Here is a 24,610-nt window from a genome sequence, read left to right as displayed (position 1 = left end):
TTCTCATCGGCATGTCTGCAGCTAGCGGCAAACGGGCCCGGGAAGCGCGCCGCGCTCCTTAGGATCGGCCCGCAAGAAATGACCTCAGCTCAGATTTAGGGGTAACGTCATGACCGACGCCGAGACGAAGATGGCGACGTGCCCCGTCGCCCCGCACGGCTGGCCCAACCCGCTGCTGCCGGAGTACGACCAACTGCCGGAAGGCCGCCCGCTGACGCAGGTCACCATGCCGTCGGGCAGCAAGGCGTGGCTGGTCGCGCGGCACGACCAGATCCAGCGCCTGCTGGCCGACAACCGCTTCAGCGTCGAGCCGCACCCGACGTTCCCGATCCGGTTCCCCGCGCCGCAGGAACTGCTCGACATGATCGCCCGCGACGCGAAGAACCTGCTGGTGACCATGGACCCGCCGCGCCACACGCGGGTCCGTCAGATGGCGCTGCCGGACTTCACCATCAAGGCCGCGGAGAAGCTCCGGCCGAGGATGCAGGACCTGATCGACTACTACCTGGACCGGATGGAGGCCGAGGGCGCCCCCGCCGACCTGGTCCAGGCGCTGGCCCTGCCCTTCCCCGCGCAGGTGATCTGCGAGCTGGCCGGCATCCCCGAGGGCGACCGGGAGATCTTCACCCGCAACGCGGCGATCATGGTGGGCACCCGGCACTCGTACACCATGGAGCAGAAGCTCGCGGCCAACGAGGAGCTGATGAAGTACTTCGCGGCCCTCGTGACCGAGAAGCAGAGCAACCCGACCGACGACATGCTCGGCAACTTCATCGCCCGGGCGGGCAAGACCGACGAGTTCGACCACCACGGTCTGACCCTGATGACCAAGATGCTGCTGCTCGCCGGCTACGAGTTCATCGTGAACCGGATCGCGCTCGGCATCCAGGCGCTGGTCGAGCACCCCGAGCAGCTCGCCGAGCTGCGCGCCGACATACCGGGCCTGATGCCCAGGACCGTGGACGAGGTACTGCGTTACTACAGCCTGGTCGACGAGATCATCGCCCGTGTCGCGCTGGAGGACGTCGAGATCGACGGCGTCACCATCAAGGCGGGCGAGGGCATCCTGGTCCTCAAGGGCCTCGCCGACCGCGACCCGGCCAAGTACGCCGACCCGGACGTCTTCGACATCCACCGCGACGCCCGCGACCACCTGGCCTTCGGCTACGGCGTCCACCAGTGCCTCGGCCAGCACGTCGCGCGTCTGATGCTGGAGATGTGCCTCACCAGCCTGGTCGAGCGCTTCCCGGGGCTGCACCTGGTGGAGAGCGACGAGCCGATCGAGCTCATCGACGGGCTGCCGCCGGTCCACAAGCTGACGATCGGCTGGTAGGCGCGATGAAGGTACACGCCGAGCGCGACCGCTGCATCGGGGCCGGTCTGTGCACGCTGCACGCCCCGTCCGTCTTCGACCAGGAGGACGACGGGATGGTGGTCGTCATTGACGACTCGCCCACCGGTGCCGCCGCCGACGACGCCCGCAAGGTCGCGGAGTACCTCTGCCCGGGCAAGGCCGTCCACATCACCGGCGGCTGAGCCCCTTTCCCGTCCCCGGGCCGCGGGTCCGGCCCCCCTCGGCACCGACGCCGGAGGGGGCCGGACCCGCGGCCGTTTCCCCGCCCCCGTACTGGAGTGGACAGACCCATGACACAGCTCAGCGGATGGAAGGTGCTCGGCCCCGGCCGGGCCGGCGGCGACCTGGTGCTCGCCGTCGACTTCGCCACCACCGGCCGGTCCGACTCGGCCTTCTCCGACCTCGCCCCGCGGCTCGACCCGGCGCTCGCCATGTGGGAGACCCGGCAGCCGGCCGGTGCCGCTCCCCTGCCGGCCGAGGACTACCTCGCGCTGTGGGACGGCGGGGCGGCGGCCGACGGCCGCCGGGTGCGGGCCGTGCTCGGCTACTGCGCCGGCAGCGTGTTCGCCGGCGAGCTGGCCGCCCGGATCGCGGCCCGCCAGGGCGAGGCGCCCCACCTGGTGCTCTTCGATCCGGAGGTGCCGGACGCGGCCGGCCTGTACCGGGACTTCGCCGCGATGATGAACCAGTTCGCCTCGGTGCTGACCGCCGACGAGGTGAGCGCCGCCCAGCGGGAGGCCGACGCCGCCCGCACGGACGACGTGGACTTCGGCGCCTACGGCGACGTCCTCGTGCGGATCTTCATGGAGCGGGCCGGCGCGGCGTTCGCCCGCGAGGAGCTGGACACCGAGCTGCTCGACGAGTTCGTCGCGGTGTTCCGCTCGTACGTCTCCTACCTGGACGCCGCGCGGCGGATCGACCCGGCCGCCGCCTGGCGCACCGGGACGGCGGTGCACTCCCGGACGCCCTCGGAGGGCGCGCCGCCGGCCGGGCGGACCGTGGACGTCGACGTCGCCCACGCGGACCTGCTGCGCGACGCGCGGGTGGCCGAGGTGGTCGGACAGCTCATCGGCGCGTACGCGACGCCCTGAAACGGCGAACCGGCCCCCGTCGGGGGCCGGTACACGCTCCTGACCCGGCACGCCCGCCTGCATGACCCCGGCCACCCCGGCCACCTCGGCCTCACGCCGGCCGGGCCACCGGCCTTGAGCAGGCCAGGGCGTCCTGAGCCGGGGGACGCCACCCCGAAGACGGTGAACCACCAGCCCTGCGACGGGGGAAGCCGACTCGGTGCCAAAAGAACCCCGGTCGGGGACGCGCCGGTCGTAGGCCGCGGGCCGCGGCGCGCCTGGGCGCCCCCGAGCCGGTGCCGGAGGCGCCACCGGTGCTCAGGCGGGCGCGGTCATCGCGCGGTCGACCCGCTCGCGCGGGCGGCTGGAGCCGACCAGGGCGCCGACCGTCATCACGCACCGGTCCCCGTCCCAGGTCCGCCCGGAGACGAAGACGTTGTTCGCCATCAGCCGGTCGATCCGCGACTCGTGACGCAGCACGGCGCCGGGACGCACCTCGCCGAAGAAGCGGCAGTCGCGGAAGGCGGCGGCCACGGGGACGCCCTCGGCGGTGCCGGTGGACAGCCACAGCAGCACCGAGGCCTGTCCGAAGGACTCCAGCATCAGGGACCTGGGGTACATGTACCGCGACAGGGGCAGCCCGTCGGCCATCCGCCCGTAGCAGGGCTCGGAGCCGGAGACCGCCTTGGCCACGGTGATCCGCCGCCCGGGGTCGAGGGACTCGACCCGGTCCACCATGAGCATGGGGTGCCGCACGGGGAGCAGGCCGAGGACGCCGGTGTAGTCGGGTCCGGGCGTCCCGCCCGGCGCGGGAGGCGCCAGGCCCTCCGGCGGCGTCGCGGCGAGCACGGCGTCACGGTCGCCGAGCGTCGCCTTCACCGCCGCGACGGGTGTGCCGTCCTGTCGGACGCCGTCCGCGGTCACCCGCAGGCGTCCCGGCCCGTCGGGCGTCACCGTGACGTCCAGGCGGATCTCGTCGCCGCTCTGCATGGGCGCCAGCCAGCGCCCGGACCGCACCTCCAGGAGGTTGAGCGGCTCGTCCGCGCCGCCCAGGTCGGTCACCGCCTGGCGCAGCGCCTCCAGGACGAACACCGCCGGCAGCAGCGTCAGCCCCGGGAAGTGCCCCTCCATGTACGGGTCTTCCGGGTTGACGGTCTTGTACAGCACGAGCCTCGTCCCGGGCCCCTCGGACAGCACCTCCGTCCGGTCCACCGCACGGAGCGGAGCCGCGTAGGCACGTCGCTCGGGGGCGGACCCGGTCACACGAACCACACCTGGTCGTACTCGGGCCAGCGCCGGGCGAGTTCGGTGGAGTCCAGCAGGACGGTCCCGGCGACGAGCCGCTCCGGGGCGAAGCCCAGGGCCGTCACCGCCTCCCGGTCCACGAAGACGGTGAAGCCCTCGGCGACGAGGTCCCGCACGGAGCCGCGGTAGTCCGGCAGCGTGTCGAGCTCCATCGTGCCCAGCCGCACCGACGGCCGGTACTCGTCCTCCTCGACGGCGAGCGTCACCGCCGGGCCGCGCAGGGCCACATCCACCCGCTCGAACTGGCCGTGCAGGTCCAGCAGTCCGTACAGGGCGTGGAAGAACTGCGCCTCGACCGCGCCCCGGTGGGCCCGGTCCAGGACGCACAGCACGGGCGGGCCAAGACCGGTGCGCTTCGTCGCGGTGCTGCCGCTCATCAGGCCCCTCCGAGGTAGAGCGTCCGCCGGGCGCCGGCGATGGTCGCCGCCAGCCGCAGCGGGGAACGGTGCCGCACCTGCGGGACGTGGTGCACGGCGCCGCGCTCCTCGGAGCAGGCGGTGCACGCGATCCAGCCGAAACGGCCGCCGCCGTCGGCGATCATCCGCTGCACGACGGCCGACGGGGACGGGTAATGACCCTCCGGGTCACGTGTGTTGGGAAGCTTGGTGTCGCCGAAGGTGTCCTGGGTCATCATGTTGGCGTAGCCGCACGCCCAGACGCGTACCGAACCCCCTCGGTCGAGCATCGCCTGCGACAGGCGCAGCGCCGAGGTCACCACGTCGCTGGAGTGCGGGGCCGCGGTGAGGATGAGCAGCAGGTCCCACATACGGCGTTCCATGGCCATCAGTGCCACACCCCCCGGCAGTCGTCCTCGCTCAGCGCCGCGGCGACGGCGTCCATGCCGGCGATGCGGACATGCGGGGAGAGCGTGGTGGCCGACAGGGCGCGCTGGGCCGCGGAGAAGTCGTCGACCAGGATCTCGGCCCCGGCCGCGGCCAGCCGCTCGATCTCGGGGACGTCCGTGCCGACGGCGGTCAGCACGCCGTCCTCGACGAGGAAGACCCGTACCCGGTGCCCGGCCTCGGCGAGCGCCGCGGCGTCCCTGAGGAAGGTGCCCGCGTTGGGGCCGGCCCAGTTCCCCTTGCTCTCGATCATGAGGTAGCCGGGGGTGGCCGTCCGCTCGTCCATCAACCGCCCAGCTTCCGGTTCAGCAGGCCGAGGATGTCGGGGAACCTGCGGACGGTGCCGAGTTCCTCCTCGGGAATCCTGATGCCGTAGCGCTGTTCCAGCGTGACCGCGAGTTCCAGGGCCACGACGGAATCGACGCCCAGTTCCTCGATGAGAAGGATGTCGTCGGTCAGCGCCGACTGTTCGACATCCAGCGTGTCCGCCACCAGCTCGCGAAGTTCCGACACGTCCAGCGTGGTTTCGGCACTCACCGGAATTCCCTTTCCTCGGGTCATTCGCACGTTTTTCTGTCATGCGTTTCGCCGATGGATGCTAGGTCAGCGCACGAGGGGTGACGAGGCGACCGGTCGGCCCCTGCAGGTACTTGCAGGAACGCCGGTGCCGGAATGCGCGTGAATGCATCCTGAATGGCACGGACAAACGGCCAGGCGGACAGCGAGGCGGGTGCACGGGTGACAGTGGTGGTCACGGGACTGGGCGCGGTGAGCTGTTTCGGCAGCGGCACCGGCGCGCTGTGGGAGGGGCTGCTGCGCGCGGACCGGCGGCCGGAGCCCGCGCCGGACCTGTGCGGCCTGCCGGCCCGCCCACACCTGTACGCGGCACCGGACACCGGCGCTCCCGGCACCGGACGGACCGGCGCGCTGCTGGCGAGCGCCGTCGCCGAGGCCGTCGCGGAGGCCGGACTGACGCGGCGGGACCTGGCCGACGCCGGGCTGGCCGTGGGCACCTCGCTGGGCGACATCGATCTCGCCGAACGCTCCGGGGAGCCCGGCCGGTCCCTTGCCACGCACCGGGTCACCGCCTCGCTCGCCGCCCGGTTCGGCGTCGGCGGCCCCGGCCAGACGCTCTCCACCGCCTGCTCCGCGGGTGCCTACGCCGTCGCCTGGGGTGCCGAGCTGATCGGGACGGGACAGGCGGACGTCGTCGTCGCCTGCGGCGGTGACGCCTTCTCCCGCGTCGCCGTCGGCACCCTGCAGCGCTTCGGGCTGCTGGACGGCGAGTGCTGCCGCCCCTTCGACACCCACCGGGCCGGCATGGTCACCGGTGAGGGCGCCGCCGCCCTGGTGCTGGAGTCCGAGGAGTCCGCGCGGCGGCGCGGCAGGACGGCGCACGCCGTGCTGGCCGGGCACGGCTGGAGCTGCGACGCCCACCACCCGATGGCACCTGAGCCGTCCGGCGAGCAGCTGCGCCGCTCGGCCGCCCGGGCCCTCGCCGGGCTCGACGAGGTCCCGGGCGCGGCCGTGCTGCACCGCGCCGGGGTGGCGGTCAACGACACCGTGGAGGCCGCCGCGATCGGCGAGGCGGTCACCGCCGCCGGCGGGTCGGGCGGCGACGTGCTCGGCTACGCGCCCAAGGCCGTCATGGGACACACGGCGGGCGCGGCCGGAGTGTTCGGCTGCGTCATCGCGGCCCTCGTCCTGCGCCACGGCCTGGTCCCGCCCAACGCGCACGTCACCGATCCGGACCCTCAGTGCCCGCTGGCGGTCCCCCTCGACGGGCCGGTCCCGCTCCCGCGCCCCTCGGTCCTGGTGAGCGGCACCGGCTTCGGCGGCAACAACGCCGTCCTGACCTGGCGGGCCGCCGCATGACCGTACTGATCACCGGCGTCGGCACCGTCGCCGAGGAGCCGCTGCCGGGCACGGGCGACGTCCCGTGGTTCGACCCCGCCGCCCATCTCGGCCGACGGGGCTGGAAGTACCTCACCCCGGCCACCCGCTACCTCCTCGCGGCGGGCAACGAAGCTCTCGGGCGGCGCCACGACGACCCCCCGCTCACCGGTGCCGGCTCCGAGCGGTTCGGCGTGGTGACCGGCACCCAGTACGCGATCGACCGTGTCCACCGCCGGATGAACGCGACGCTGACCACCGAGGGCGTCCACGGGATCAGCCCCGCGGAGGTGCCGGGTTTCTCGATGAACACGCCCGGCAGCCAGCTCGCCATCACCGCCGGCGCCCGCGCCTTCTCGGTCACGCTCACCAATCCGGTGACGGCGGGCCTTGAGGCCGTGCAGTTCGCGCTCACGGCCCTGCGGACGGGGCGGGCGGACACGGTGGTGGCCGCGGCGGCCGACCAGGCCCCCGAGGACCACGGCGGGAGCGGCGAGTACGACGCCGCGGCGGCCGTCGTGCTGTCGGCGAGGGGGCGGGCCACCGGCACGGCAGGCGCCGGCCGCCCCCTCGCGGCGGTCACCGGCGCGCTGTCCCGGTTCCTGGCACCGGGACCCGCCGGTGCTCCGGATCCCGCGGCGCTCGCCGCGAGCGCGGCCCGGATCGCCGCCCTGCCCGGCGCCACCGAACGCCCGGGGGCCGCCGACGCCGTACGCCTGGTGGTGGTCGCACCGGCGGCCGCCACCCACCTCGCGCTGGCGGTCCGCGACGCCGTGACCGAGGCCCTGGCCGACGGCGGGAGCACGGTGCGGGACGCCGACGCGACGGTGCGTCCGGCGCGCCACTGCGCGGTGTCGGGCCTGCTGGAACTGGTCGCCCTGGCCCGGTCGGACGGCGGCGGCCCCGCTCTGCTGATTTCCGTTTCCGAATCCGGGCATCTCACCGCAATCCGAATCGACGACGTCGTTGGTCCCGAATTCACCTGAGTGGCGAAATCTCGTGGATGCGCCGGGACCTTTTGACCTGCCCACCGACCCCGGATAACGTGCCGATATGACAGTGAGGGCAGAACAGCCGACCGATCGATTGACCAGGTTTCGCCGAATCGGCGGCCTGGGGGCAGCCATAGCGGTGACACCGTATCTGCTCATCAAAATCGTGTGGACTTTCGGTTTCTTCATTCCGACCGAGGAAATGGGCGGCGCGGACTGGCGTGCGATCAACGCGGCGACCGCGTTCCTCGCCGCCGTCGGCATCGTGCTGGCGATGGCGTTCTCCCGGCCCTGGGGCGAGCGCCTGCCCGCGTGGCTGGTGGCGCTGCCCGTGTGGGTCGGAACCGGTCTGCTCGTGCCCATGCTGCTGCTGGCGCCCGTGCTCGGCCCCGCCGCCATGAACCGCGACCAGGACGCCGGTTCACCGGACTTCTGGATCTACGAGCAGATCCTGGTGATGATCTCGCTGGTCGGGGTCGGGGTGGGCCTTCCGGTCGCCCTCGCCGGCTACGCCAGGGCGCGCTGGCCGGAGGCCCTGAGGGGCCCGCTCCGGTGTGCCGAACCGGTCGGCGGCACACGGCAGTTGCAGGTGACGCTGGCCAGGCTGGTCGCCGTCGGCTGTGTCCTGCTCGCCTGTGTCAAGGTCTTCTGGGCCGCGGGCGGCACCCTCGGGCTCGACGCGGACGAGCTGGACCGCCGCGACCTGTGGTGGCACATGCTGTCGCTGAGCACGGCCGCCTGGGCGCTCGCCGGGGCCTGGGGCATCCTGGTGCTGACCGCCCACCGCGGTTCCCGCCGCTTCCTGCCGCCGATGGCCGCCGCCTGGGTGTCCTCGGGCATGCTGTTCGCCTACAGCGTCTACAACCTGCTGACCCTCACCGACATGCAGCAGCCCTCCCCCGAACTGCCGATCGCCGGAGCGCTGGCCCGGGACGTCAGCGCGGTCCTCGGCGTGATGATGGGCCTGACCCTGCTGCTCGTGCTGCACGACCGCAAGCGCGCGCTGCGCGCCGGCGACTGAGGCACGCGGCTTCGAGGCACGCGGCCCACGACTCGGCCCCGCGGCGCGGTGATCGCGCCGCGGGGCCGAGTCGTGGGCCGAGTCGTCCGGTCAGCGGGTGGGGGCGGCCGCACCGGGCACGGGCAGGGTGCACCACTGAGGCAGCCTGGACCACACCTCCGGCGTGTAGAAGTGCCCGCCGGGCAGTTCCACGGCCTGGTAGGGCCCCCGCGTCAGGCCCCGCCAGTGACGCTCCACGTCCGCGAACGGCGCGAGGTCCTCGGTCCCGTACAGCACCCGCAGCGGCACCGACACCCGGGAACCCTCGACGAATTCGTAGGATTCCGTCACCGCGAGGTCCGCGCGGAGCAGGTCCACCGCGATGTTGAGCAGCTCGGGTTCGGCCGCGATCGCGGGGGACACCTGGCCGAGGTCACGCATCCAGCGCACGAGGGCGTCGGCGCTGTCGTCCGACCGCGGCACGTCGTCGCGGGGCGTCTCCCGGCGCTTGTGCGGGGCCACCCCGCCCGACACCACGAGCGCCTCGGGCGGTGCGACGCCGAGGCGTTCGAGTTCTGCCGCCGTCTCGAAGGCCACCCAGGACCCCATGCTGTGGCCGAACAGGATGTAGGGACGCCCGGTCAGGCCGCGCACCGACCGCACCACGTCGTCACGCAGCTCCGTCCAGACCCGGGCGAACGGGGTACCGAAGCGCGCCTCCCGTCCCGGGTAGCAGATCAGCGCCAGCTCCACGTCGTCCGGCAGGGCCTCGGCCCACTGCCGGAACGGCGCGGTGCCGCCGCCGCAGTAGCTCAGGCACACCAGGACCCGCTCGGCGTGCGGCCGCGGCCGGGGCCGCTGCACCGCGGCGCCGCCCGCCGTATTCACGATCGTCGCCGTCCTCACCGGACTACTCGGCGCCTTCCATCTGGCGCACCAGGCTGAGCGGACGCATGTCGGTCCAGTTCTCGTTGACGTAGTCGAGGCAGGCCTGCCGGCTGTCCTCGGGGTGCGCCACCGTCCAGCCCGCCGGCACCTCGGCGAACGCCGGCCAGAGCGAGTGCTGGCCCTCGTCGTTGACCAGCACGCGGTACTGGGCGTCGTTGTCCTCGAAGGGATTGGTGCTCATCGTCCACTCTCCAAGCAGTTCGCTACTCGTTCCCTGTACGGCGATGTCACGCGCTGCGTTCCTGGTCCAGGACCGCACCCGCCCGCGCGCCGTGCGCGTCACGCATGCTGTCGATGAGCAGGAGCACCGCACGCACCGACGGCAGGATCATCCGCCCGTCCCCCGCCAGCCGCGCTCCCGTGGGGACAAGAACCGCCGCACCGGAAACGCTACCGACCGCGAACGGGCCCTCGCTCGCCCTTACATGAACCTGCACCGGGACCCGGCCTCCCCCGACCCTCGGCCCCCACATCTTTTGAACGTGTTCAATTAACCGCTCCGACGTGTCATGATGGCGGCGCAGGGGTCCGTCACCCGCACGTCGACGAGCCGACCACCTCGAACCAGGAGCCACCATGGCCACCGGATCCGCGGACAGCCCCGCGACCCTCTACGGGCCCGTCTCCCTCGTCCTCGGTACGGCGGCTTCGGTCACCGTCGTGTTCGCCGGCGTCCTCGGCATGGCGTTCTCCCTGCTCTTCGGCAGCCTGGCCGTCACCTTCGCGCTGCTCGGCCTGGGCCGGGGGCTCAACAGGGTCCAGTGCGGCATCGGCCTCGCCACGGGATCCCTGGGTGTGCTCTACCCGGTCCTCCTGGTCGCTGCCTGAGCACGACGTGGCGGAGCCCGGGAGTCGTATCCAGCTCCCGGGCCCCTGGGGATGCCACCCATGTGCGCACGCCGGCGCTTTTAAGAGGACGGATCAGTCATCATGCCGTCGTGTTCTTCCTTTGAACTACCGCGCCAGGCAAGAGGCGCAGGCGAGAGTCGAACTCGCATCCGACGGCGGTCGTCCGTCCCCGGTCGGTCCGGCGATCGGCGGCGATGCTGAGACTGGAGCGAGAGTCTGAGATTGACCGCGGCCGCCGTCCCGGCGAACCGCGCTTTCAGGCTGAACTTCAGTATCAGCTTGCGCTCCTGGCACGAACCGGTCCTCAATCCGGCCCGCACCCCGTAGCGCACCCCCGCGCTCGCACGCGGGGGCGATCATGACGGCTATCTTCGGTCGGCGTCAGCCGAACAGATAGCCGAACACCGCGTCGCCGACCCGCTGGTCGGTGACCTCGGCGCCGTTGGCCTCCTCACGGGCGAACTTCACGGCCTGCTGGAGCTTCTCGACCCGCTCGGCGAGCTCGTTGACCCGCCGCGCGGGGAGCGCCCCGGAGAACTTCACGGTCGTCCAGTACCCGATGGGCACGTCCTCGTAGTACACCTCGACCTGCGCCGGGTGCTTGTCGGTCGCCTCCGCCTTGACGTGGTTGCGCGGGACCTTCTTCGTCCGGATCGTCCGCACCGGATCGGTCTTCCACCAGTCCGTGGACGGGTCGTGCGACCAGGACTCGGCGGCGTCGAGGGTGGGCAGCTTCTTGACGAAGGTGTGCAGATCGGTGAGCTGCTTCTCGAGGAAGAGCAGATAGCTGACCGGCACGTCGGCGACGACGGTCCGCCCGTCGACCGTGACGTCCGCCCGGGCCGCGCAGTTCGCCCAGTCCTTGGTCGCGGTCACGTCGAACAGCCGCGTCAGCGAGGCCGCCATCTCCCGCAGCACGTCCTCCCCCTGCACCTGCACCCGCGTCGACTCGGGCGGCAGCTGCTCGCCCTCCTCGTCCTTCGGCTGGTACGTCCGCGAGATCCCGGCCAGCAGCGCGGGCTTCTGCACCTTGGCGTGCGCGGCGTTGATGTCCTGGAGCGACTTGCTCTTGACACCCTTCTCGACAGCGATGATCTGATTCAGCTTCGCCATGTCGTCCCCCTCTTTCGAACAGGCAGGAACTTAACCCGCCAGGTCGAACGGGCGCAGCTCCTTTATGTGCCGCGGCACGTCAACCGCTGCCGCCCGCCGCCGGGGAGTCACTGGTCGTCGGGCCACAGGCGGAACGCTGAGTGCCCGGTCAGGGGCCGGACCATGCGGAAGTGACGGCGGTCCAGGGTGAGGATCGCGTCCGTGTGGTACTCGGCCGCCATCACCACGTTCATCGTGTCCGTGAGGCCGACCTGCGGATACCTGCGCATGGTGACCAGCGCCGTCGACAGATGCGGTTCGATCTCCGGGACCGCGTACCGGCGCACGGCGACGCGGTCCCGGACGTGGCCCAGCGCCGCGTGCGCGGCCTCGGGCCCGATCCGCGAGCTCAGCAGGTAGTCGAGCTCGGCGAGGACCAGCGGGCTCACCACCAGGTAGGAGGCAGCCGCGACCGCCTTGCGGCAGGCCGCGTGCTCGGGAGCGTCCGCGTCGAACAGCGAGAACAGGCCCGAGGTGTCGGCAATGAGGACGGTCACGCGCCGAAGCCCTCCAGGTACGAGCCGCGGCCCTCGGACCAGTCGATCCTGGAACCACTGTGGAACACGGGGATGTCGTCGTCACCCATCGGGTCCGTGGGGTGATCGGGTACGGGCTGCTCCGTGACCGGCGACAGTATGGCGACCGCTCGTCCGTTCTTGGTCACCGTGATCCGCTCGCCGCGCTCGGCCGCGGCGAGGATCCTCGAGGCGTTCTGATTGAAGTCACGCGCGGTCGTCTCCATGTAGTACACGGTACTACGGCGGCGCGGACCGGCATCGAGGAAGCAGGCACTCCGTCCCACCCCCAGCACTGCCGGCGGCTCGCGTTTCCGCGGAGTGGGACCCGACGCTCGTTCGGGTTCCCGGCCTTCAGGGACCGAGGTCGATGACGCGTACGGTACGGCCTGCCCGTTCCACACTTCTGGTGCGGTGGTGGCGACCACCGCACCGTTCGGACGCTCGGCCGCCGGTTCGGCGGCATAACGGGTGTGAGCCGGGGCCCAGGAAGTTGTCGCGTGACGCGTGGGCGAGCTTCGTCGGGCCGGTCACCTCGGAGCGGAGCGTCTGACACGCGTACGGTCACGGGAGCCCTGCCGGTCCCATCGGACGGCAGGGCTCCCGTGTGCACCGGCCAACGCCTCTTCTCAGCGACGCCCCGCGAGGGGCGGTTTTCGGCCGATGCGCGCTCCCCGGCCGCTCGGCCCCCGGGGAGCTCTGTTGCACCTGATAGTTGATCAATAACCTTGTGCGGTACATGAAATGACGACTTCTGGGAGCCTCATGTCCACCGCCCAGCAGGTGCCCGACATCCTCTCGCCCGAGTTCGCGGCGAACCCCTACCCCGCCTACCGGGTGATGCGGGAGGCCGCGCCCCTCATCTGGCACGAGGCCACGCAGAGCTACATCGTGTCGCGGTACGAGGACGTCGAGCGCGTCTTCAAGGACAAGGCCGGCGAGTTCACCACCGACAACTACGCCTGGCAGATCGAGCCCGTGCACGGCAAGACGATCCTCCAGCTCAGCGGGCGGGAGCACGCCGTGCGCCGGGCGCTGGTCGCCCCCGCGTTCCGAGGCAGCGACCTGGAGCAGAAGTTCCTGCCCGTCATCGAGCGCAACTCCCGCGAGCTCATCGACGCCTTCCGCCACACCGGCTCCGCCGACCTGGTCGCCGACTACGCCACACGCTTCCCGGTCAACGTCATCGCCGACATGCTGGGCCTCGACAAGGCCGACCACGCGCGCTTCCACCGCTGGTACACGGCCGTCATCGCCTTCCTCGGGAACCTGTCGGGCGACCCCGAGGTGACGGCGGCGGGCGAGCGCACCCGGGTGGAGTTCGCCGAGTACATGCTGCCGATCATCCGGGAGCGCCGCGAGAACCTGGGCGACGACCTGCTGTCCGCGCTGTGCGCCGCCGAGGTGGACGGGGTGCGGATGAGCGACGAGGACGTCAAGGCGTTCTGCAGCCTGCTGCTCGCCGCCGGCGGCGAGACCACCGACAAGGCCATCGCCGGGATCTTCGCGAACCTGCTGCTCCACCCCGACCAGCTCGCCGCCGTCCGCGCGGACCGCTCGCTGATCCCCCGTGCCTTCGCCGAGACCCTGCGGTTCACCCCGCCCGTGCACATGATCATGCGGCAGTCCGCGACGGAGGTGGAGCTCAGCGGCGGCACGATACCCGCGGGCGCCACCGTCACCTGTCTGATAGGCGCCGCCAACCGCGACGAGAGCCGCTACGCCGAGCCCGACCGCTTCGACATCTTCCGCGACGACCTCACCACCACGACCGCCTTCTCGGCCGCCGCCGACCACCTCGCCTTCGCGCTCGGCCGGCACTTCTGCGTCGGCGCGCTGCTGGCCAAGGCGGAGGTGGAGACCGGCGTCGGCCAGCTCCTCGACGCCATGCCCGACATGCGTCTCGCCGACGGCTTCGAACCGTCCGAGCAGGGCGTGTTCACCCGCGGACCACAGCGCCTCCCGGTGCGCTTCACCCCCGTGACCGGCTGACCCGGCCGGCGGTCCGCACCGGCACGTCCGGCCCGTACGGCGATCCGTACGGGCCACTCCGTACCGGCCGAAGGCCGAAGCCCGCCGCTACTGCATCACCGGCGTGAACCGCACCGGGAGCGCGGACAGGCCCCGCATCCAGATCGACGGACGCCAGCTCAGCTCCGCCGGGTCCGCCGCGAGGACCAGGTCGGGCAGCCGCTCCAGCAGCGTCTCAACGGCCGTCCGCGCCATCACGTCCGCCAGCAGCGGCGCCGGGTAGGGGCAGCGGTGCTCACCGTTGCTGAACGACAGGTGCGCGGCGTTCTCCGCGCCCACGTGCCCTTCGGGCCAGATCTGCGGATCGGTGTTGGCCGCGGCCAGCCCCAGCACCAGGCAGTCGCCCGCCCTGATCTGCCGGCCGCCCAGCTGGACGTCCCGCACGGCCCACCGTCCGATGAAGTTCTGCGTCGGCGTGTCCAGCCACAGCACCTCGTTGAGCGCCTCGCCGACGCTGAGCCTGCCGCCCGACACGTTCACGGCGAACCGCTCGTCCGTCAGCAGCAGGCGCAGCGTGTTGCAGATCCAGTTCGCGGTCGGCTGCTGCGCCGCCGCGATCACCGAGATCAGGTCCTGGACGATCTCCTCGTCCGTCAGTCCCGCCGGGTGGGTCAGCATGCGCGAGGTGACGTCCGGGCCGGGGGCGGCCCGCTTGTCCTTCACCAGCTGCCGCAGCCGCTCGCCCACGCGCCCGTACGCCGCCACCGGGTCGTCGCCCTCCCCGGCGTCCAGCGAGATCCGCAGGTCGTCGACGAGCCGGCGGGTGTCCTCGCCCGAGGTCGGCATGCCGCACATCTGCACCACGGCCCGCATGGGCAGGGCGTGCGCGAAGTCCTCCATCAGCTCCGCCCGGCCGCTGCCGGCGAACCGGGCGATGAGGTCGTCGGCGATCAGCCGGCAGTCGTGGGACAGCTCGAACTGGTCGACGCCCTCGAGCGCCTCGGTGATCACTCCCGCCCGCCGCCGGTGGTCCTCGCCCTCGGTGAACAGCACCGACGGCTGGTACCCGACGAAGGGCAGCAGCGGCCAGTCGGGCGGGATGTTCTCCCACTGGTTCCAGCGCCGCGAGTCGCGCGCGAACAGCTCGTCGTGGCTGGTGACGTACGTGACCTCGGAGTAGCCGAGAACCAGCCAGGCGGGGATGTCGCCGTCGAGCAGCACCGGCGCGAGGGGGCCGTGCTCCCGGCGCAGCGCCCGGTAGAGCTGCGACGGCGTCTGCTGGTACTCGAGCCCGCCCAGGCGTACCGCGCCGGTGTGGGCGGGGCAGCCCGGGGGCGCCGGGTGCGCGGAGGGGTAGCCGGAGTCGGTCACAGTGTCGCCTCCTGGGCGATGGCCATGTCGTGGAGGTGGTTGACGAGGGTGATCAGCACGTCCTTGCCGGACTGCCTGACCCGCGCGTCGCAGTCGACCATCGGCACGTGCGCGGGCAGGGCGAGCGCCTGGCGGATCTCGTCCAGGGAGTACCGGGCGGTGTCGTCGTCGAACCGGTTCACGGCCACCACGAAGGGTGTGCGGTGGTGTTCCAGCCTGTCTATCGCGTACCAGGAGTCGTCCATCCGGCGGGTGTCCACGAGGACGACGGCGCCCAGGGTGCCGGAGAACAGCCTGTCCCACAGGAACCAGAAGCGCTCCTGCCCGGGCGCCCCGAACAGGTACAGGACCATGCGCTCGTTGAGGCTGATCCGCCCGAAGTCGAACGCGACCGTCGTGGTGGTCTTCGTCGCCACCGCGCCGGGCTCGTCGACGCCGACGCCCGCCTGGGTCATCACCTCCTCGGTGTTGAGCGGCCGTATCTCGCTCACGGAGCGGACCAGGGTCGTCTTGCCGACCCCGAACCCCCCGACGACGACGATCTTCAGACCGGTCTCCGCGGTGTCGTTCAGCGGTGTGCGGTGGGAGGGCAGCTCAGAGGTTGCGGAGCCCATGGAGCACCTCTTGGAGTAGAGCGGAATCGGGCATGGAGGCGACGGACGGCGCCGCGCGCGGATGGCGGGCGGTGATGCGGCCCGTGTCCTGCAGGTCGCCGAGCAGGATCCGCACCACCGTGACGGGCAGCCCGAGCTCCGCGGCGATCTCGACGACGGCGGTGGGGTGCCGGCACAGCTCCAGGATCCGGGCGTGCTCCGACTGCATCCCCGGCACCGGGGCGCACTCGCTGACGACGAGGGTGACCAGGTCGAAGGAGTCGTCGGCGCGGCTGCGTCCCCCGGTGACGGTGTAGAGCCGGTCGGGATCCCCCGTGTCGACGGGTTTGCGCATCACGGCCTGCCGCTCACGGCGGCCGGGTCCCGGGGCTCGGCCCGCAGGTGCTCGCCGATCTGCTCGACCAGTTCCGTCATCTGGTGGCCGACCACGCCGGGGTCGGCGTCCTCCCCGGCGACGACGGCGAGGTGCGCCCCCTGGCCGGCCTCCACGATGAACAGCAGGCCGCCGTGGAACTCGGTCATCGACTGCCGGACGCCGCCGGTGCCGTCGCCGAACTCCATGGAGGCACCCTGGGCGAGGGCCTGGATGCCGGAGCAGATCGCCGAGAGCTGGTCGGCCCGGTCGAGCGTCAGGTGCTCGCTCCAGCAGAGCTTGAGGCCGTCACGGGACAGGACGAGGGCGTGCCGGGCGCCGGGGGTCTGCTCCAGGAGGTTGTGCAGGAGCCAGCTGAGGCTGTTGTCGGTGGTCTGCATGGTGGGTGATGGGACGGTGGTGTCCGGCTGACCGGTCACCGGCCCGTTCCTCCTATCTCACGAACTAGGGCGGGACGGGGCGCCGTCGCCCCGGACTCCGTACGGGAAGACTGGGACTACGGAGCCGTCGGCGGCTCGGCCCCAGGGCGCGCCCCCGGTCCGGCGGTGCCGTTTCCGGACTGCCGTGCGCGGTGGAAGGCGCCGAAGCGGGAGCCCGCGTCGCGTGCGGGGCGCCGCGTGGCCGGTACGTCGCCGGCCTGACCGGACGCCTGCAGCCGTTGCTCGCGTTCGCGCTCCGCCTCGGCCATGGTGCGGCCGGGGGCGCGGACCGGCAGACCGTTCGGCGTGGTGCCGCCGGGCCGCCGGTGCCGCCCCTGTTCGGGCAGCTCGGGACGTGCGGCAGGGGTCCCGGTTTCCGCAGACCGGTCCGTGCCCGCAGACCGGTCCGTGCCCGCAGACCGGTCCGTGCCCGCAGACCAGCCCGTGTTCGCCGACCAGTCCGTGACCGCATGGAGTTGCGCGGCGGCGGGCAGTTCCGGGGCGACGGACGGACGCGTGACCGCGGGAAGCTCCGCGGCCCCGGGACGGACGGTGACCTCGCGCGACGGGGCCGGCGCGGCGGGCCGGGGGGCCGTCTCGTGCGGGGCCGGGTCGCGCTGCTGGGCGAGCAGGTCCAGGGGCAGCAGGACGACGACGCCGGTGCCGCCGCGGGAGGACGGACGGTAGTTGACGCTGATGCCGTACTTCACCGCGAGCCGCCCCACCACGGCGAGACCGAGCCGGGTGCCCTGGAGCGCGGCGAGGTCGGTGACGCGGCCGGCCACGGCCTCCTCGGCGCGGCGCATCGCCGCGTCCGCCATCTTCAGGCCGCTGTCCTCGATGGTGACGACGATGCCCGCGCTGCGGTCCTCGACGTAGACGTGCACCTCGTCGATGGGCGGGGAGAAGTTGGCGGCGTTGTCCATCAGTTCGGCGAGCAGGTGCATCACGCCTTCCGCGGCGAAGCCGGAGACCGCGGCGCGGGTGGAGCAGTGCAGGCGCACCCGCTGGTAGGCGGCGATGCGGCCGACGGCGCCGCGCAGGATGCTCTCCATCACGATCGGCTTGTTCCAGGCGCGGCTGGACCTGCCGCCCATGAGCAGGGCCAGCCGGTCGGTCATCAGGCCGAGCTGGGAGGTGCTGTGGTCCAGCTTCAGCAGGTCGCCGAAGACCTCCTCGCCGTGCCGCTCCTGCATGTCCCGCAGGTCGGCGAGCATCCGCACGGCCTTGGCCTGGACGCGGCTGAGCGCCTTGGCGGAGGCGGCCTGCGCCGCGGCGGCGCGCCGCTCGCTGTGGGCGAGTTCGCGGACGAACGACTCGGCCGGGGTGCGCACCGCGGGCAGGTGGGGCAGCTCGACCTCGGCGAGGACGGTGCCGGCGGACCGGCCGTCGCGCAGCCGGGCGATCGCGGCGGGCAGCGTCTCCCGCGCGAGCCGCTCCAGCTCCGCCAGGGTCCGGTCCAGTTCGTGCCGGGTCGCGCGGTACTCGCCGTCCAGGGCGGCGGCCCTGCGCACGTCCTCCTCGACGGCGGTGGCGAAGGCGTGCGCGAGCCGCTGCAACTGCGGGTCCGACGGCGGCGGCACGCTGCCCAGCACCTCGGTGGCGCCCGCGCCTTCCCGCAGCCGGGTGGCGACGGCGGGCAGCGTCACACCGGCCAGGTGCGAGATCTCGGCCGAGCGCCGGGCGGCCTCCGCCGCGAGGCGGCTCTTCTCCGCCTCCTGCTCGGCGGCCGCTCTCCGGGCCCGGCGGACGAGCCGGTGGCCGACGACGACGGCGACGGCCAGGCACACCCAGGCGGCCGCCACGACGGCCAGGGTCCAGGTGAAGGCGTCGGACGGTGCCAGGGCGAGCGCCGCGCCCGAGGCGGCGGCGCTCGTCACCAGCACGGCCGACGGCACGGCGAACGAGGTGCGCGGCGCCCCCACCGGTTGGTGCTGGCTGGGCGAAGCAGGCACTGGCATGGAGCGGTCCCTCGGTCCGTGAGAGCAGGGGAATCGGGGCGGCGGCACAGAGCGGCCGCGGGCCGGAAGGGAGGTCAGCCGACGGGAGGGCGATCTTCCGACCCCGTACGGCTCATGCTAGTCACGCCGCTGTGCGCGAAAACGCCGCCGAGGGCATAGTCCGTCGGCATTCAGGGTTTCGTCGTGAACCGATCGCACGTATGTCCCCCTGTGGTATCCGGGGACGGCGGGGCGTGACAGCACGAGGAGCGCAAGCACCCGGCCCGACAGATGTGACGTCCTCTCACATCTTGATCTCAGCACAGCATTTACTGATCGAAACCCTCAAACGAGTGACCGAATTTCAGCCAACTATGCGCGTCTTAGGGCCTGTTGACGCGGAGACCGCGACGGCGGCCGGCACGTCACACGTGGGGAAGTACCGCTGATCGTGAAGGTTCCGTGACAGTGGCCCGCGGAGGGCGGCAGACGAGTCGCCCCTCTCGTTCCCTCACCCGACGGCACCCGGAGCACACGGCATCGCGCGACCTCCGTCCTGCCAGTCCCGGCATGCCCTGTGCCCGGGCGCCCGGGCCCTCAGACGACGTCGAACTCGTTGCCTTCGGGGTCCTGCAGGGCGGCGGCGTAGAGCCCCATGTCCGGCTCGTCCTTGATCCTCAGCACGGTGGCACCGGCCTCGACCAGCTGGTCCACCGCGGCCCTGACCCGCCGCGCGCGGACGTCCAGCGGGACGTCACGGCCGCCACCGACCTTCAGGTCGAAGTGCCAGCGATTCTTGGCGGTCTTCGGCTCCGGAACCTGCTGGAACCACACACGCGGTCCGCGCCCCGCCGGATCGACGATCGATTCCGGTATGTCGCCGGCCCCGGTCGGCAGCTCTTCGGCGGGCACCCCCATCGCCTCCCAGTAGGCGCGCCATGTGGCGTGCCCGTCCGGCGCCGGCTCGGGCACATAACCCAGGGCCCGGGCCCAGAACGCCACCATCCTCTGCGGTTCGGAGCAGTCGATCGTCAGCTGTACCGTCATCTCCATGCCCGGAGCCTCCCAGACGGGTCTGACAGTCGGGACGCCACGAGGCCGAAGGCGCCTCGCACTTGATCACTGGCCGACACCACGCGACCGGCGGCAGCGGCAGGCGGTCCCAGGGCCCTGGAAGGCTTCGGCAACAGCGGAACGACAGGGACCTCGGCCGGCCGCAAGGCTCTCCACGCTGCTGAAAGGGCGGCGTATCGCATGGCGCTGGAGGATCTGGCAGAGGGACGGCAGCCGCGCCTCCGCCGCCGGCCGAGCTGACCTGTGAGCACCTGGATGCCGAGCAGGCCCACCCCGCCGACACCCATCTCGCGCCGCCTTCCAGGGCGGACCGTGGCATCTCGCCGCGGCCGGGCCGCGCGCGCCGTACTCAGGTGATTCCTGATCCAGGGTTCGGTGTAGGCCAGGACATCGATCCACGCCGAACACGCAGCCGTCGGGACAACTGGCAGCTCGTCACTCTCTCCGAGCGGCGACGAACTGGGTGACGGCCGTGAACGCGATCAGGATGACGGTCGCGACAGCCAGCATGCCTCCCGTGGGAGCCAGCAGCTGCTCCGCGTGGGGGGTCGTCGACATCAGGGTGAAGAGCCGATTGACCGGGGGCATGCCCTTGGCGAAGAGGGCTCCCATCATCAGGGCGACGGCGGACACCACCGCGTGTCCCTGCCGTCCGAAGACCGGCCGCGAGCACAACACGCCGATGGCGATGCCCACGAATGCGCAGGTGAGCTGGGCCTCGACGCCCAGCAGCAGATCGTCCACGGTGACGGTGTGGCGCCCCATCCACAACGGGAAGAGCAAGCCGAAGACCATCAGTACCAGACAACTCAGCAGAGCCGTGCCGATCGCCGCGATGAGCACCTTGAGCGACCGGCCGCCGGACGCGACGACGACGATCGCCCGCTGCGTCGGCTCGTCGAGGCTCATCAGCGCGACCGTCAACCATGTCGAGCAGACGAACAGCGCACCGGCGGAGGACGCGTAGGCAGGGGGCAGGGGACCGCTACCGTTCACGGTCAGCACGCCCAGGAGGCCCATGAACAGGAGCAACGGGGCGACATAGCGCTGGGTGTGCAGCACGGTGGCGAACGTGTAGCGGATGAGGGCGATCACTGAATGCCTCCGTTCCTGGCGGTGTCCCACGCGAAGACGTCCGCTGCCGTCCCTTCCACCCGTTCGACGGACCAGCCGTGCTGCAGCGCGGTGAACAGCAAGACGTCGGTGGCCTCGCGGGCCACTCTCATCCGGACGCCTGAGGCCGTTCGACTCACCGCCAGCACGCCGTCCAGCTCCTCCCAGACGAGGTCCTGGGGCACGTGGTCGCCCGGGTACCCGGTCAGGACAACGTCGGAGGGGGGCCGGTGCCCGTTGGACCGGGGCTCCGGCGCGCAGAGCGAGACTCGGCCCTTGCTGACGCTGTAGGTCCGGGTGGCACGGGCCCGCGTCACCGATTCGCGGTGATCGGTGAAGACCACCGTCCCTCCGGCGCCGGCGACCTCGGTCATGATCTCGGCCAGGACACCGTGGGCGTCGGCGTCCAGCCCCGACCAGGGCTCGTCGAGAACGAGCAACCCCGGCTCCACCAGCAGGGCCTGGGCCACCGCGACCTTCTGGGCGTTGCCCTTGGACAGGCTCCGCAGCGGGGCCTGCTTGCCGCCCACCAGCGCCAGCCTGTCCAGCAGCCGGTGCGCCCGCGACGAGGCGACCGAGGTGGCCAGCCCACGCACACGTCCCACATGCGTCAAGTAGGCCACCGCCGACATGCGTTCGTTGGGGGAGAAGCGGTCGGGCACATAACCCACGACCGGTGGCCGCTCGGTCACCCGGCCACGGGTCGGCCGGGACAGGCCCACCGCGATCCGCAACAGCGTCGACTTACCCGAACCGTTCCCACCTGTGAATGCCACGACTTCTCCCGCCGGGGCCTCCACGTCGACCTCTCGCAGGATCCAGTCGCCACGGCCATAGCGCTTGCTCACTGCGTGAAGACGTAACAAGGGAATTCCTCCGTCCGGTACGCCGAGCTGAGCTGGATGTAGATTACGGTGCCCGCCTTCCGCTCTGCACAAAGTGCGTGTCCTGGGCCGGAACACGTCCCATCTCCGCGAAGAACGCGGCGAGTCGGTCCAGCCCCTCCTCGATCTGCTCGCTTGGATCTTCATCGCTAGGGCGTGGCACAGTCCCCTCGGGCCGACGCACAAAACCACGTGCGTGCCGTCGGCAACGCAGTTGGCTGCTGGCGGCGCCTGCCATCTACGCATGCCCTGGCCGCGGGGGATGTCGCACCATCCTCTTCGTCCTTCCGTACGTCCTGATCACCACAGGCGTGCTGGTTGCCGGCGAGAAGGCAGGCGCAAGTGGGGATGCCATCGGCGCTCTTCAGGCCCTCGCCGTCGCCGCCGTCGGTGCGCTCTGGGCATGCGTTCGCGCACGCCGATAGGACGGTGCCGCGCGGCGGGGTCACTCTCGGCGCCATCTGGGGCGACGGTCGCGCCGGGAACCACGATGCTGAGGAAGTGCGTTTCCTGGTCCAGGAGAAAAGCACACGGCATAACCATAAAATGACGATCCGTCAGCATCTGGCGGCGGACGTATCGGGGCGAGGGGGAGTCGCTGTGTCGCAGGGATGGAAGATCACGGTCATCGTGCTGGCGGCGGTAGGCATCGTCTCCACGCCGTTGATCTGGCTGCTGAACAGCCCTGGTGCCGGAGAGCTGGCGGGTGCCTCCATCCAGGCCGCCGTCGGCATCGCGGCTCTGGTCTGGACCCTGTTCCAGCACCCGTCCTCAGCCGGTCCCATAGATAGGGCCAGCCGGACCGGGGTAGCCCGTGACGGCGGCGTCACCGGCATCAGGCGGCCAGGCGGTCGGGGGCGTGGCGCGGCCACCGCCGAGCGCACAGGGGAGGCCAACGGCGAAAACTCCGTCTCCGGCATCGACTACTCGAATTAGGCCCGCACCCATGGCGAGAGCATCATCGCGCACGGCACGAGGCGAAGAGCCCGAGCCGTCAATGACCGTGGCGGACACCGGCTGCGCCGAGGCCGCCGCCGACGAGACGGCCGTGACCGGCTATCGCGGCCCGGCCCCGGGGAGCGACCCTGAGTCCCCCACCTCGGTACACCTGTCTCGCACCGGAGACGCTGTGGCCACCCACGGCGGAACCGCCATCAGCGGCTACGTTCATACGCTGACTGTGCAGCGCGCGCCGCGGGAACCGGCTTCCTGGCCGCACCGGGTGGGTGTGATTCCGTCCCCTGCTCGGTCATTCCAGCACCGCGCCGAGGCAGACAGGCTGCGGGCGGCGGTCGAGAGCGGGGGCACCGCCGTGCTGTCCCAGGTACTGACCGGGATGGGAGGAGTCGGCAAGACCCAGCTTGCCGCCGACTACGCCCGCGCCGCCTGGGATGACGGCTGTCTGGACGTGCTGGTCTGGGTCACCGCGAGCGCTCAGTCCCCCGTGGTGAGCGGATACGCGCAGGCCGGCGTCGAACTGTGCCGGGCCGACCCCGACGATCCCGACCTCGCCGCGAAGCAGTTCCTGGCCTGGCTGGCTCCCAAACCCGGGCAACGGTCGTGTCGATGGCTGATCGTTCTGGACGACATTGCCGACCCCAACGACCTCATCGTCCACCCCGACGACCCCGGCAACCGGTACAGCCTTTGGCCGCCCGCCAGCCCGCACGGCCGGGTCCTGCTCACCACCCGCCGCCGCGACGCCGCCCTGTTCGGAGACGGCCGCCGACGGATCGAGGTCGGCCTGTTCACCCCTGCCGAATCGGCCGCCTACCTCACCGCGGCCCTGAACGCCCACGGCCGCACCGAGCCAGCCGACCAGCTCACCAACCTCGCCTCCGACCTCGGGCACCTGCCCCTGGCCCTGGCCCAGGCCGCCGCTTATCTCATCGACTCCTGCGAGAGCGTGGCCACCTATCGCGGTCTGCTGGCCGACCGCGCCACGACACTCACCGATCTCACCCCCGACGCCCTGCCCGACGATCAGGCCACCGCCCTCGCCGCCGTTTGGTCCCTTTCGATCGACCGCGCCGACACCCTGCGCCCCGCCAATTTGGCCCGTCCCATGCTCCACTTGGCCGCCATGCTCGACGCCAACGGAATCCCCCAGACCGTCCTGACCAGTGAGCCGGCCTGCGCCCACCTCGCCACACACCGGACCACAACCGGCCCCACCCCAAAACCAGGCCCCGTCTCCCCCTCGGACGCGGTACGAGCCCTACGCGCCCTGGACCGGCTCAGCCTCATCGACCATCAACCGGACACCCCCCATCAGGCCGTCCGCGTCCACCAGCTCATCCAGCGCGCCACCCGTGAAAACCGCACCCCCCACCAGAACGACCAGGCCGCACGCACCGCCGCCGACGCCCTGATCGCCGCCTGGCCTGACCCCGAACGCGACACCGACCTCGCCCAGGCCCTGCGTACCAATACCGATGCTCTCACCCGCCACGCCGACAACGCCCTGTACCGACCGGACACGCACGCGGTGCTGTACCGCCTCGGCCGCAGCCTCGGTGAATCCGGTCAGATCACCGCCGCTATCGAGCACTTTGATCGCCTTGCCGCCACCGCTCGCAGCCACCTCGGCCCCGACCACCCCGACACCCTCACCACCCGAGGCAACCTCGCCCTCTGGCAGGGGCGGGCGGGGGATGCAGCCGGAGCAGCCCAGGCATTCACCGACCTGCTGGCCGACTGGGCGCGGGTGCTGGGTCCCGACCACCCCGACATCCTCACCACCCGAGGCAACCTAGCCACCATGCGGGGGCAGACGGGGGATGCAGCCGGGGCAGCCCAGGCGTACGCCGACCTGCTGGCCGACCGGGCCCGAGTACTGGGTCCCGACCACCCCGACACCCTCATCACACGGAACAATCTCGCCATCATGCGGGGACGGGCGGGTGATGCAACCGGGGCAGCGCAGGCGTT

At 71.8% G+C, this 24,610-nt stretch carries 28 protein-coding genes; 10 read left to right on the top strand and 18 right to left on the bottom strand.

The window, feature by feature from the left end:
- The first annotated feature begins 109 nt into the window (after nt 1-109).
- The 3 genes from BU52_RS29730 to BU52_RS29720 all read left to right on the top strand — a co-directional run bounded on the left by BU52_RS29730 (nt 110) and on the right by BU52_RS29720 (nt 2,445).
- Nucleotides 110-1,333 (top strand): cytochrome P450, encoded by a 1,224-nt coding sequence (locus BU52_RS29730; RefSeq protein ID WP_037940306.1) that lies wholly within the window; start codon nt 110-112, stop codon nt 1,331-1,333.
- Between the two features lie 5 nt (nt 1,334-1,338).
- A complete protein-coding gene (locus BU52_RS29725) occupies nt 1,339-1,536 on the top strand; it encodes a ferredoxin (protein WP_037940302.1) in 198 nt (65 codons plus the stop codon).
- A 108-nt stretch (nt 1,537-1,644) separates the two neighbouring features.
- The gene (locus tag BU52_RS29720) at nt 1,645-2,445 is read left to right on the top strand and encodes a hypothetical protein (RefSeq protein WP_037940301.1); all 801 of its coding nucleotides are present in this window, start codon (nt 1,645-1,647) and stop codon (nt 2,443-2,445) included.
- Between the two features lie 297 nt (nt 2,446-2,742).
- Here the strand turns inward: BU52_RS29720 and BU52_RS35835 are convergent, their stop codons facing one another.
- From BU52_RS35835 to BU52_RS29695, 5 genes are read right to left on the bottom strand one after another with little or no spacing between them, the layout of a single operon-like run.
- Complete coding sequence (locus tag BU52_RS35835) at nt 2,743-3,687, bottom strand: hotdog family protein (protein WP_200881341.1); 945 nt, start codon at nt 3,685-3,687, stop codon at nt 2,743-2,745.
- Nucleotides 3,684-4,106, bottom strand: coding sequence for a DsrE family protein (locus tag BU52_RS35830; RefSeq protein WP_037940300.1), 423 nt, complete (start codon nt 4,104-4,106; stop codon nt 3,684-3,686). The genes BU52_RS35835 and BU52_RS35830 overlap by 4 nt, the downstream gene beginning before the upstream one ends.
- Nucleotides 4,106-4,507, bottom strand: coding sequence for a hypothetical protein (locus BU52_RS29705; RefSeq protein ID WP_157847929.1), 402 nt, complete (start codon nt 4,505-4,507; stop codon nt 4,106-4,108). Before BU52_RS29705 ends, BU52_RS35830 begins: the two co-directional genes overlap by 1 nt.
- 5 nt (nt 4,508-4,512) lie before the next feature.
- Nucleotides 4,513-4,857, bottom strand: coding sequence for a DsrE family protein (locus tag BU52_RS29700; RefSeq protein WP_037940298.1), 345 nt, complete (start codon nt 4,855-4,857; stop codon nt 4,513-4,515).
- A complete protein-coding gene (locus BU52_RS29695) occupies nt 4,857-5,108 on the bottom strand; it encodes an acyl carrier protein (RefSeq protein WP_051858698.1) in 252 nt (83 codons plus the stop codon). The genes BU52_RS29700 and BU52_RS29695 overlap by 1 nt, the downstream gene beginning before the upstream one ends.
- A 156-nt stretch (nt 5,109-5,264) precedes the next feature.
- On the opposite strand from BU52_RS29695, the gene BU52_RS29690 reads away from it, so the two are divergent.
- From BU52_RS29690 to BU52_RS29680, 3 genes are all read left to right on the top strand, one after another.
- Nucleotides 5,265-6,446 (top strand): beta-ketoacyl-[acyl-carrier-protein] synthase family protein, encoded by a 1,182-nt coding sequence (locus tag BU52_RS29690; RefSeq protein ID WP_051858697.1) that lies wholly within the window; start codon nt 5,265-5,267, stop codon nt 6,444-6,446.
- On the top strand, nt 6,443-7,450 hold the full coding sequence (locus tag BU52_RS32920) for a beta-ketoacyl synthase N-terminal-like domain-containing protein (protein WP_051858696.1): 1,008 nt from the start codon (nt 6,443-6,445) through the stop codon (nt 7,448-7,450). The genes BU52_RS29690 and BU52_RS32920 overlap by 4 nt, the downstream gene beginning before the upstream one ends.
- A gap of 172 nt (nt 7,451-7,622) precedes the next feature.
- Nucleotides 7,623-8,477, top strand: a complete 855-nt coding sequence (locus BU52_RS29680) for a hypothetical protein (protein ID WP_200881340.1) — start codon at nt 7,623-7,625, stop codon at nt 8,475-8,477.
- A gap of 90 nt (nt 8,478-8,567) precedes the next feature.
- Here BU52_RS29680 and BU52_RS29675 read toward each other — a convergent pair whose 3' ends face one another.
- Nucleotides 8,568-9,344 carry a thioesterase II family protein gene (locus BU52_RS29675; RefSeq protein WP_051858704.1) on the bottom strand — a complete coding sequence of 259 codons (777 nt, stop codon included), beginning with the start codon at nt 9,342-9,344 and terminating at the stop codon, nt 8,568-8,570.
- Between the two features lie 22 nt (nt 9,345-9,366).
- Complete coding sequence (locus BU52_RS29670; protein ID WP_037940294.1) at nt 9,367-9,585, bottom strand: MbtH family protein; 219 nt, start codon at nt 9,583-9,585, stop codon at nt 9,367-9,369.
- 395 nt (nt 9,586-9,980) lie between these two features.
- Here BU52_RS29670 and BU52_RS29665 point away from each other — a divergent pair, with 395 nt between their 5' ends.
- Complete coding sequence (locus BU52_RS29665; RefSeq protein ID WP_037940291.1) at nt 9,981-10,232, top strand: hypothetical protein; 252 nt, start codon at nt 9,981-9,983, stop codon at nt 10,230-10,232.
- 402 nt (nt 10,233-10,634) lie between these two features.
- On the opposite strand, the gene BU52_RS29660 is transcribed toward BU52_RS29665, so the two are convergent.
- The 3 genes from BU52_RS29660 to BU52_RS29650 form a co-directional block, all read right to left on the bottom strand.
- Nucleotides 10,635-11,366, bottom strand: a complete 732-nt coding sequence (locus tag BU52_RS29660; RefSeq protein WP_037940288.1) for a DUF7873 family protein — start codon at nt 11,364-11,366, stop codon at nt 10,635-10,637.
- Between the two features lie 107 nt (nt 11,367-11,473).
- Entirely contained in the window at nt 11,474-11,902 is a 429-nt protein-coding gene (locus BU52_RS29655; protein WP_037940286.1) for a PIN domain-containing protein, read from the bottom strand.
- Nucleotides 11,899-12,147 (bottom strand): type II toxin-antitoxin system Phd/YefM family antitoxin, encoded by a 249-nt coding sequence (locus BU52_RS29650; RefSeq protein ID WP_037940318.1) that lies wholly within the window; start codon nt 12,145-12,147, stop codon nt 11,899-11,901. The genes BU52_RS29655 and BU52_RS29650 overlap by 4 nt, the downstream gene beginning before the upstream one ends.
- Nucleotides 12,148-12,685: 538 nt before the next feature.
- Between BU52_RS29650 and BU52_RS29645 the strand changes: the two genes are divergently transcribed.
- Nucleotides 12,686-13,912 carry a cytochrome P450 gene (locus tag BU52_RS29645; protein WP_037940283.1) on the top strand — a complete coding sequence of 409 codons (1,227 nt, stop codon included), beginning with the start codon at nt 12,686-12,688 and terminating at the stop codon, nt 13,910-13,912.
- 87 nt (nt 13,913-13,999) lie between these two features.
- Here the strand turns inward: BU52_RS29645 and BU52_RS29640 are convergent, their stop codons facing one another.
- The 8 genes from BU52_RS29640 to BU52_RS29605 all read right to left on the bottom strand — a co-directional run bounded on the left by BU52_RS29640 (nt 14,000) and on the right by BU52_RS29605 (nt 21,661).
- Nucleotides 14,000-15,262, bottom strand: coding sequence for a cytochrome P450 (locus BU52_RS29640; RefSeq protein WP_037940281.1), 1,263 nt, complete (start codon nt 15,260-15,262; stop codon nt 14,000-14,002).
- Nucleotides 15,259-15,876 (bottom strand): GTP-binding protein, encoded by a 618-nt coding sequence (locus BU52_RS29635; RefSeq protein ID WP_037940278.1) that lies wholly within the window; start codon nt 15,874-15,876, stop codon nt 15,259-15,261. The genes BU52_RS29640 and BU52_RS29635 overlap by 4 nt, the downstream gene beginning before the upstream one ends.
- A complete protein-coding gene (locus BU52_RS29630) occupies nt 15,857-16,213 on the bottom strand; it encodes a DUF742 domain-containing protein (RefSeq protein WP_037940274.1) in 357 nt (118 codons plus the stop codon). Before BU52_RS29630 ends, BU52_RS29635 begins: the two co-directional genes overlap by 20 nt.
- Nucleotides 16,210-16,629, bottom strand: coding sequence for a roadblock/LC7 domain-containing protein (locus BU52_RS29625; protein WP_200881338.1), 420 nt, complete (start codon nt 16,627-16,629; stop codon nt 16,210-16,212). Before BU52_RS29625 ends, BU52_RS29630 begins: the two co-directional genes overlap by 4 nt.
- Nucleotides 16,630-16,745: 116 nt before the next feature.
- Nucleotides 16,746-18,629 (bottom strand): ATP-binding protein, encoded by a 1,884-nt coding sequence (locus BU52_RS29620; protein ID WP_037940268.1) that lies wholly within the window; start codon nt 18,627-18,629, stop codon nt 16,746-16,748.
- Between the two features lie 576 nt (nt 18,630-19,205).
- A complete protein-coding gene (locus BU52_RS29615; protein ID WP_037940267.1) occupies nt 19,206-19,661 on the bottom strand; it encodes a VOC family protein in 456 nt (151 codons plus the stop codon).
- 456 nt (nt 19,662-20,117) lie between these two features.
- Complete coding sequence (locus BU52_RS29610) at nt 20,118-20,777, bottom strand: hypothetical protein (protein WP_037940265.1); 660 nt, start codon at nt 20,775-20,777, stop codon at nt 20,118-20,120.
- Entirely contained in the window at nt 20,774-21,661 is an 888-nt protein-coding gene (locus BU52_RS29605; RefSeq protein ID WP_037940263.1) for an ATP-binding cassette domain-containing protein, read from the bottom strand. Before BU52_RS29605 ends, BU52_RS29610 begins: the two co-directional genes overlap by 4 nt.
- Nucleotides 21,662-22,180: 519 nt before the next feature.
- On the opposite strand from BU52_RS29605, the gene BU52_RS29600 reads away from it, so the two are divergent.
- Together BU52_RS29600 and BU52_RS36890 are read left to right on the top strand one after the other, a co-directional pair.
- Nucleotides 22,181-22,615, top strand: coding sequence for a hypothetical protein (locus BU52_RS29600; protein WP_327151282.1), 435 nt, complete (start codon nt 22,181-22,183; stop codon nt 22,613-22,615).
- 376 nt (nt 22,616-22,991) lie between these two features.
- Nucleotides 22,992-24,610, top strand: a 1,619-nt coding sequence (locus BU52_RS36890; RefSeq protein ID WP_268747630.1) for a tetratricopeptide repeat protein, incomplete at its 3' end; no start/stop codon positions are given.

The sequence above is a fragment of the Streptomyces toyocaensis genome (genome assembly GCF_000725125.1).
Classification (GTDB): domain Bacteria; phylum Actinomycetota; class Actinomycetes; order Streptomycetales; family Streptomycetaceae; genus Streptomyces; species Streptomyces toyocaensis.
The sequence above is the reverse complement of the archived record's forward strand: the minus strand, read 5'-3'. Positions and strand labels throughout refer to the sequence as shown.

Excerpts from the sequence above, each read along its gene's own strand:
- BU52_RS29730 (WP_037940306.1), top strand. The coding sequence starts at position 110 with ATGACCGACGCCGAGACGAAGATGGCGACGTGCCCCGTCGCCCCGCAC.
- BU52_RS29725 (WP_037940302.1), top strand. The coding sequence starts at position 1,339 with ATGAAGGTACACGCCGAGCGCGACCGCTGCATCGGGGCCGGTCTGTGC.
- BU52_RS29720 (WP_037940301.1), top strand. The coding sequence starts at position 1,645 with ATGACACAGCTCAGCGGATGGAAGGTGCTCGGCCCCGGCCGGGCCGGC.
- BU52_RS35830 (WP_037940300.1), bottom strand. The coding sequence starts at position 4,106 with ATGAGCGGCAGCACCGCGACGAAGCGCACCGGTCTTGGCCCGCCCGTG.
- BU52_RS29705 (WP_157847929.1), bottom strand. The coding sequence starts at position 4,507 with ATGGAACGCCGTATGTGGGACCTGCTGCTCATCCTCACCGCGGCCCCG.
- BU52_RS29700 (WP_037940298.1), bottom strand. The coding sequence starts at position 4,857 with ATGGACGAGCGGACGGCCACCCCCGGCTACCTCATGATCGAGAGCAAG.
- BU52_RS29690 (WP_051858697.1), top strand. The coding sequence starts at position 5,265 with ATGGCACGGACAAACGGCCAGGCGGACAGCGAGGCGGGTGCACGGGTG.
- BU52_RS32920 (WP_051858696.1), top strand. The coding sequence starts at position 6,443 with ATGACCGTACTGATCACCGGCGTCGGCACCGTCGCCGAGGAGCCGCTG.
- BU52_RS29670 (WP_037940294.1), bottom strand. The coding sequence starts at position 9,585 with ATGAGCACCAATCCCTTCGAGGACAACGACGCCCAGTACCGCGTGCTG.
- BU52_RS29665 (WP_037940291.1), top strand. The coding sequence starts at position 9,981 with ATGGCCACCGGATCCGCGGACAGCCCCGCGACCCTCTACGGGCCCGTC.
- BU52_RS29660 (WP_037940288.1), bottom strand. The coding sequence starts at position 11,366 with ATGGCGAAGCTGAATCAGATCATCGCTGTCGAGAAGGGTGTCAAGAGC.
- BU52_RS29650 (WP_037940318.1), bottom strand. The coding sequence starts at position 12,147 with ATGGAGACGACCGCGCGTGACTTCAATCAGAACGCCTCGAGGATCCTC.
- BU52_RS29645 (WP_037940283.1), top strand. The coding sequence starts at position 12,686 with ATGTCCACCGCCCAGCAGGTGCCCGACATCCTCTCGCCCGAGTTCGCG.
- BU52_RS29635 (WP_037940278.1), bottom strand. The coding sequence starts at position 15,876 with ATGGGCTCCGCAACCTCTGAGCTGCCCTCCCACCGCACACCGCTGAAC.
- BU52_RS29625 (WP_200881338.1), bottom strand. The coding sequence starts at position 16,629 with ATGCAGACCACCGACAACAGCCTCAGCTGGCTCCTGCACAACCTCCTG.
- BU52_RS29620 (WP_037940268.1), bottom strand. The coding sequence starts at position 18,629 with ATGCCAGTGCCTGCTTCGCCCAGCCAGCACCAACCGGTGGGGGCGCCG.
- BU52_RS29615 (WP_037940267.1), bottom strand. The coding sequence starts at position 19,661 with ATGGAGATGACGGTACAGCTGACGATCGACTGCTCCGAACCGCAGAGG.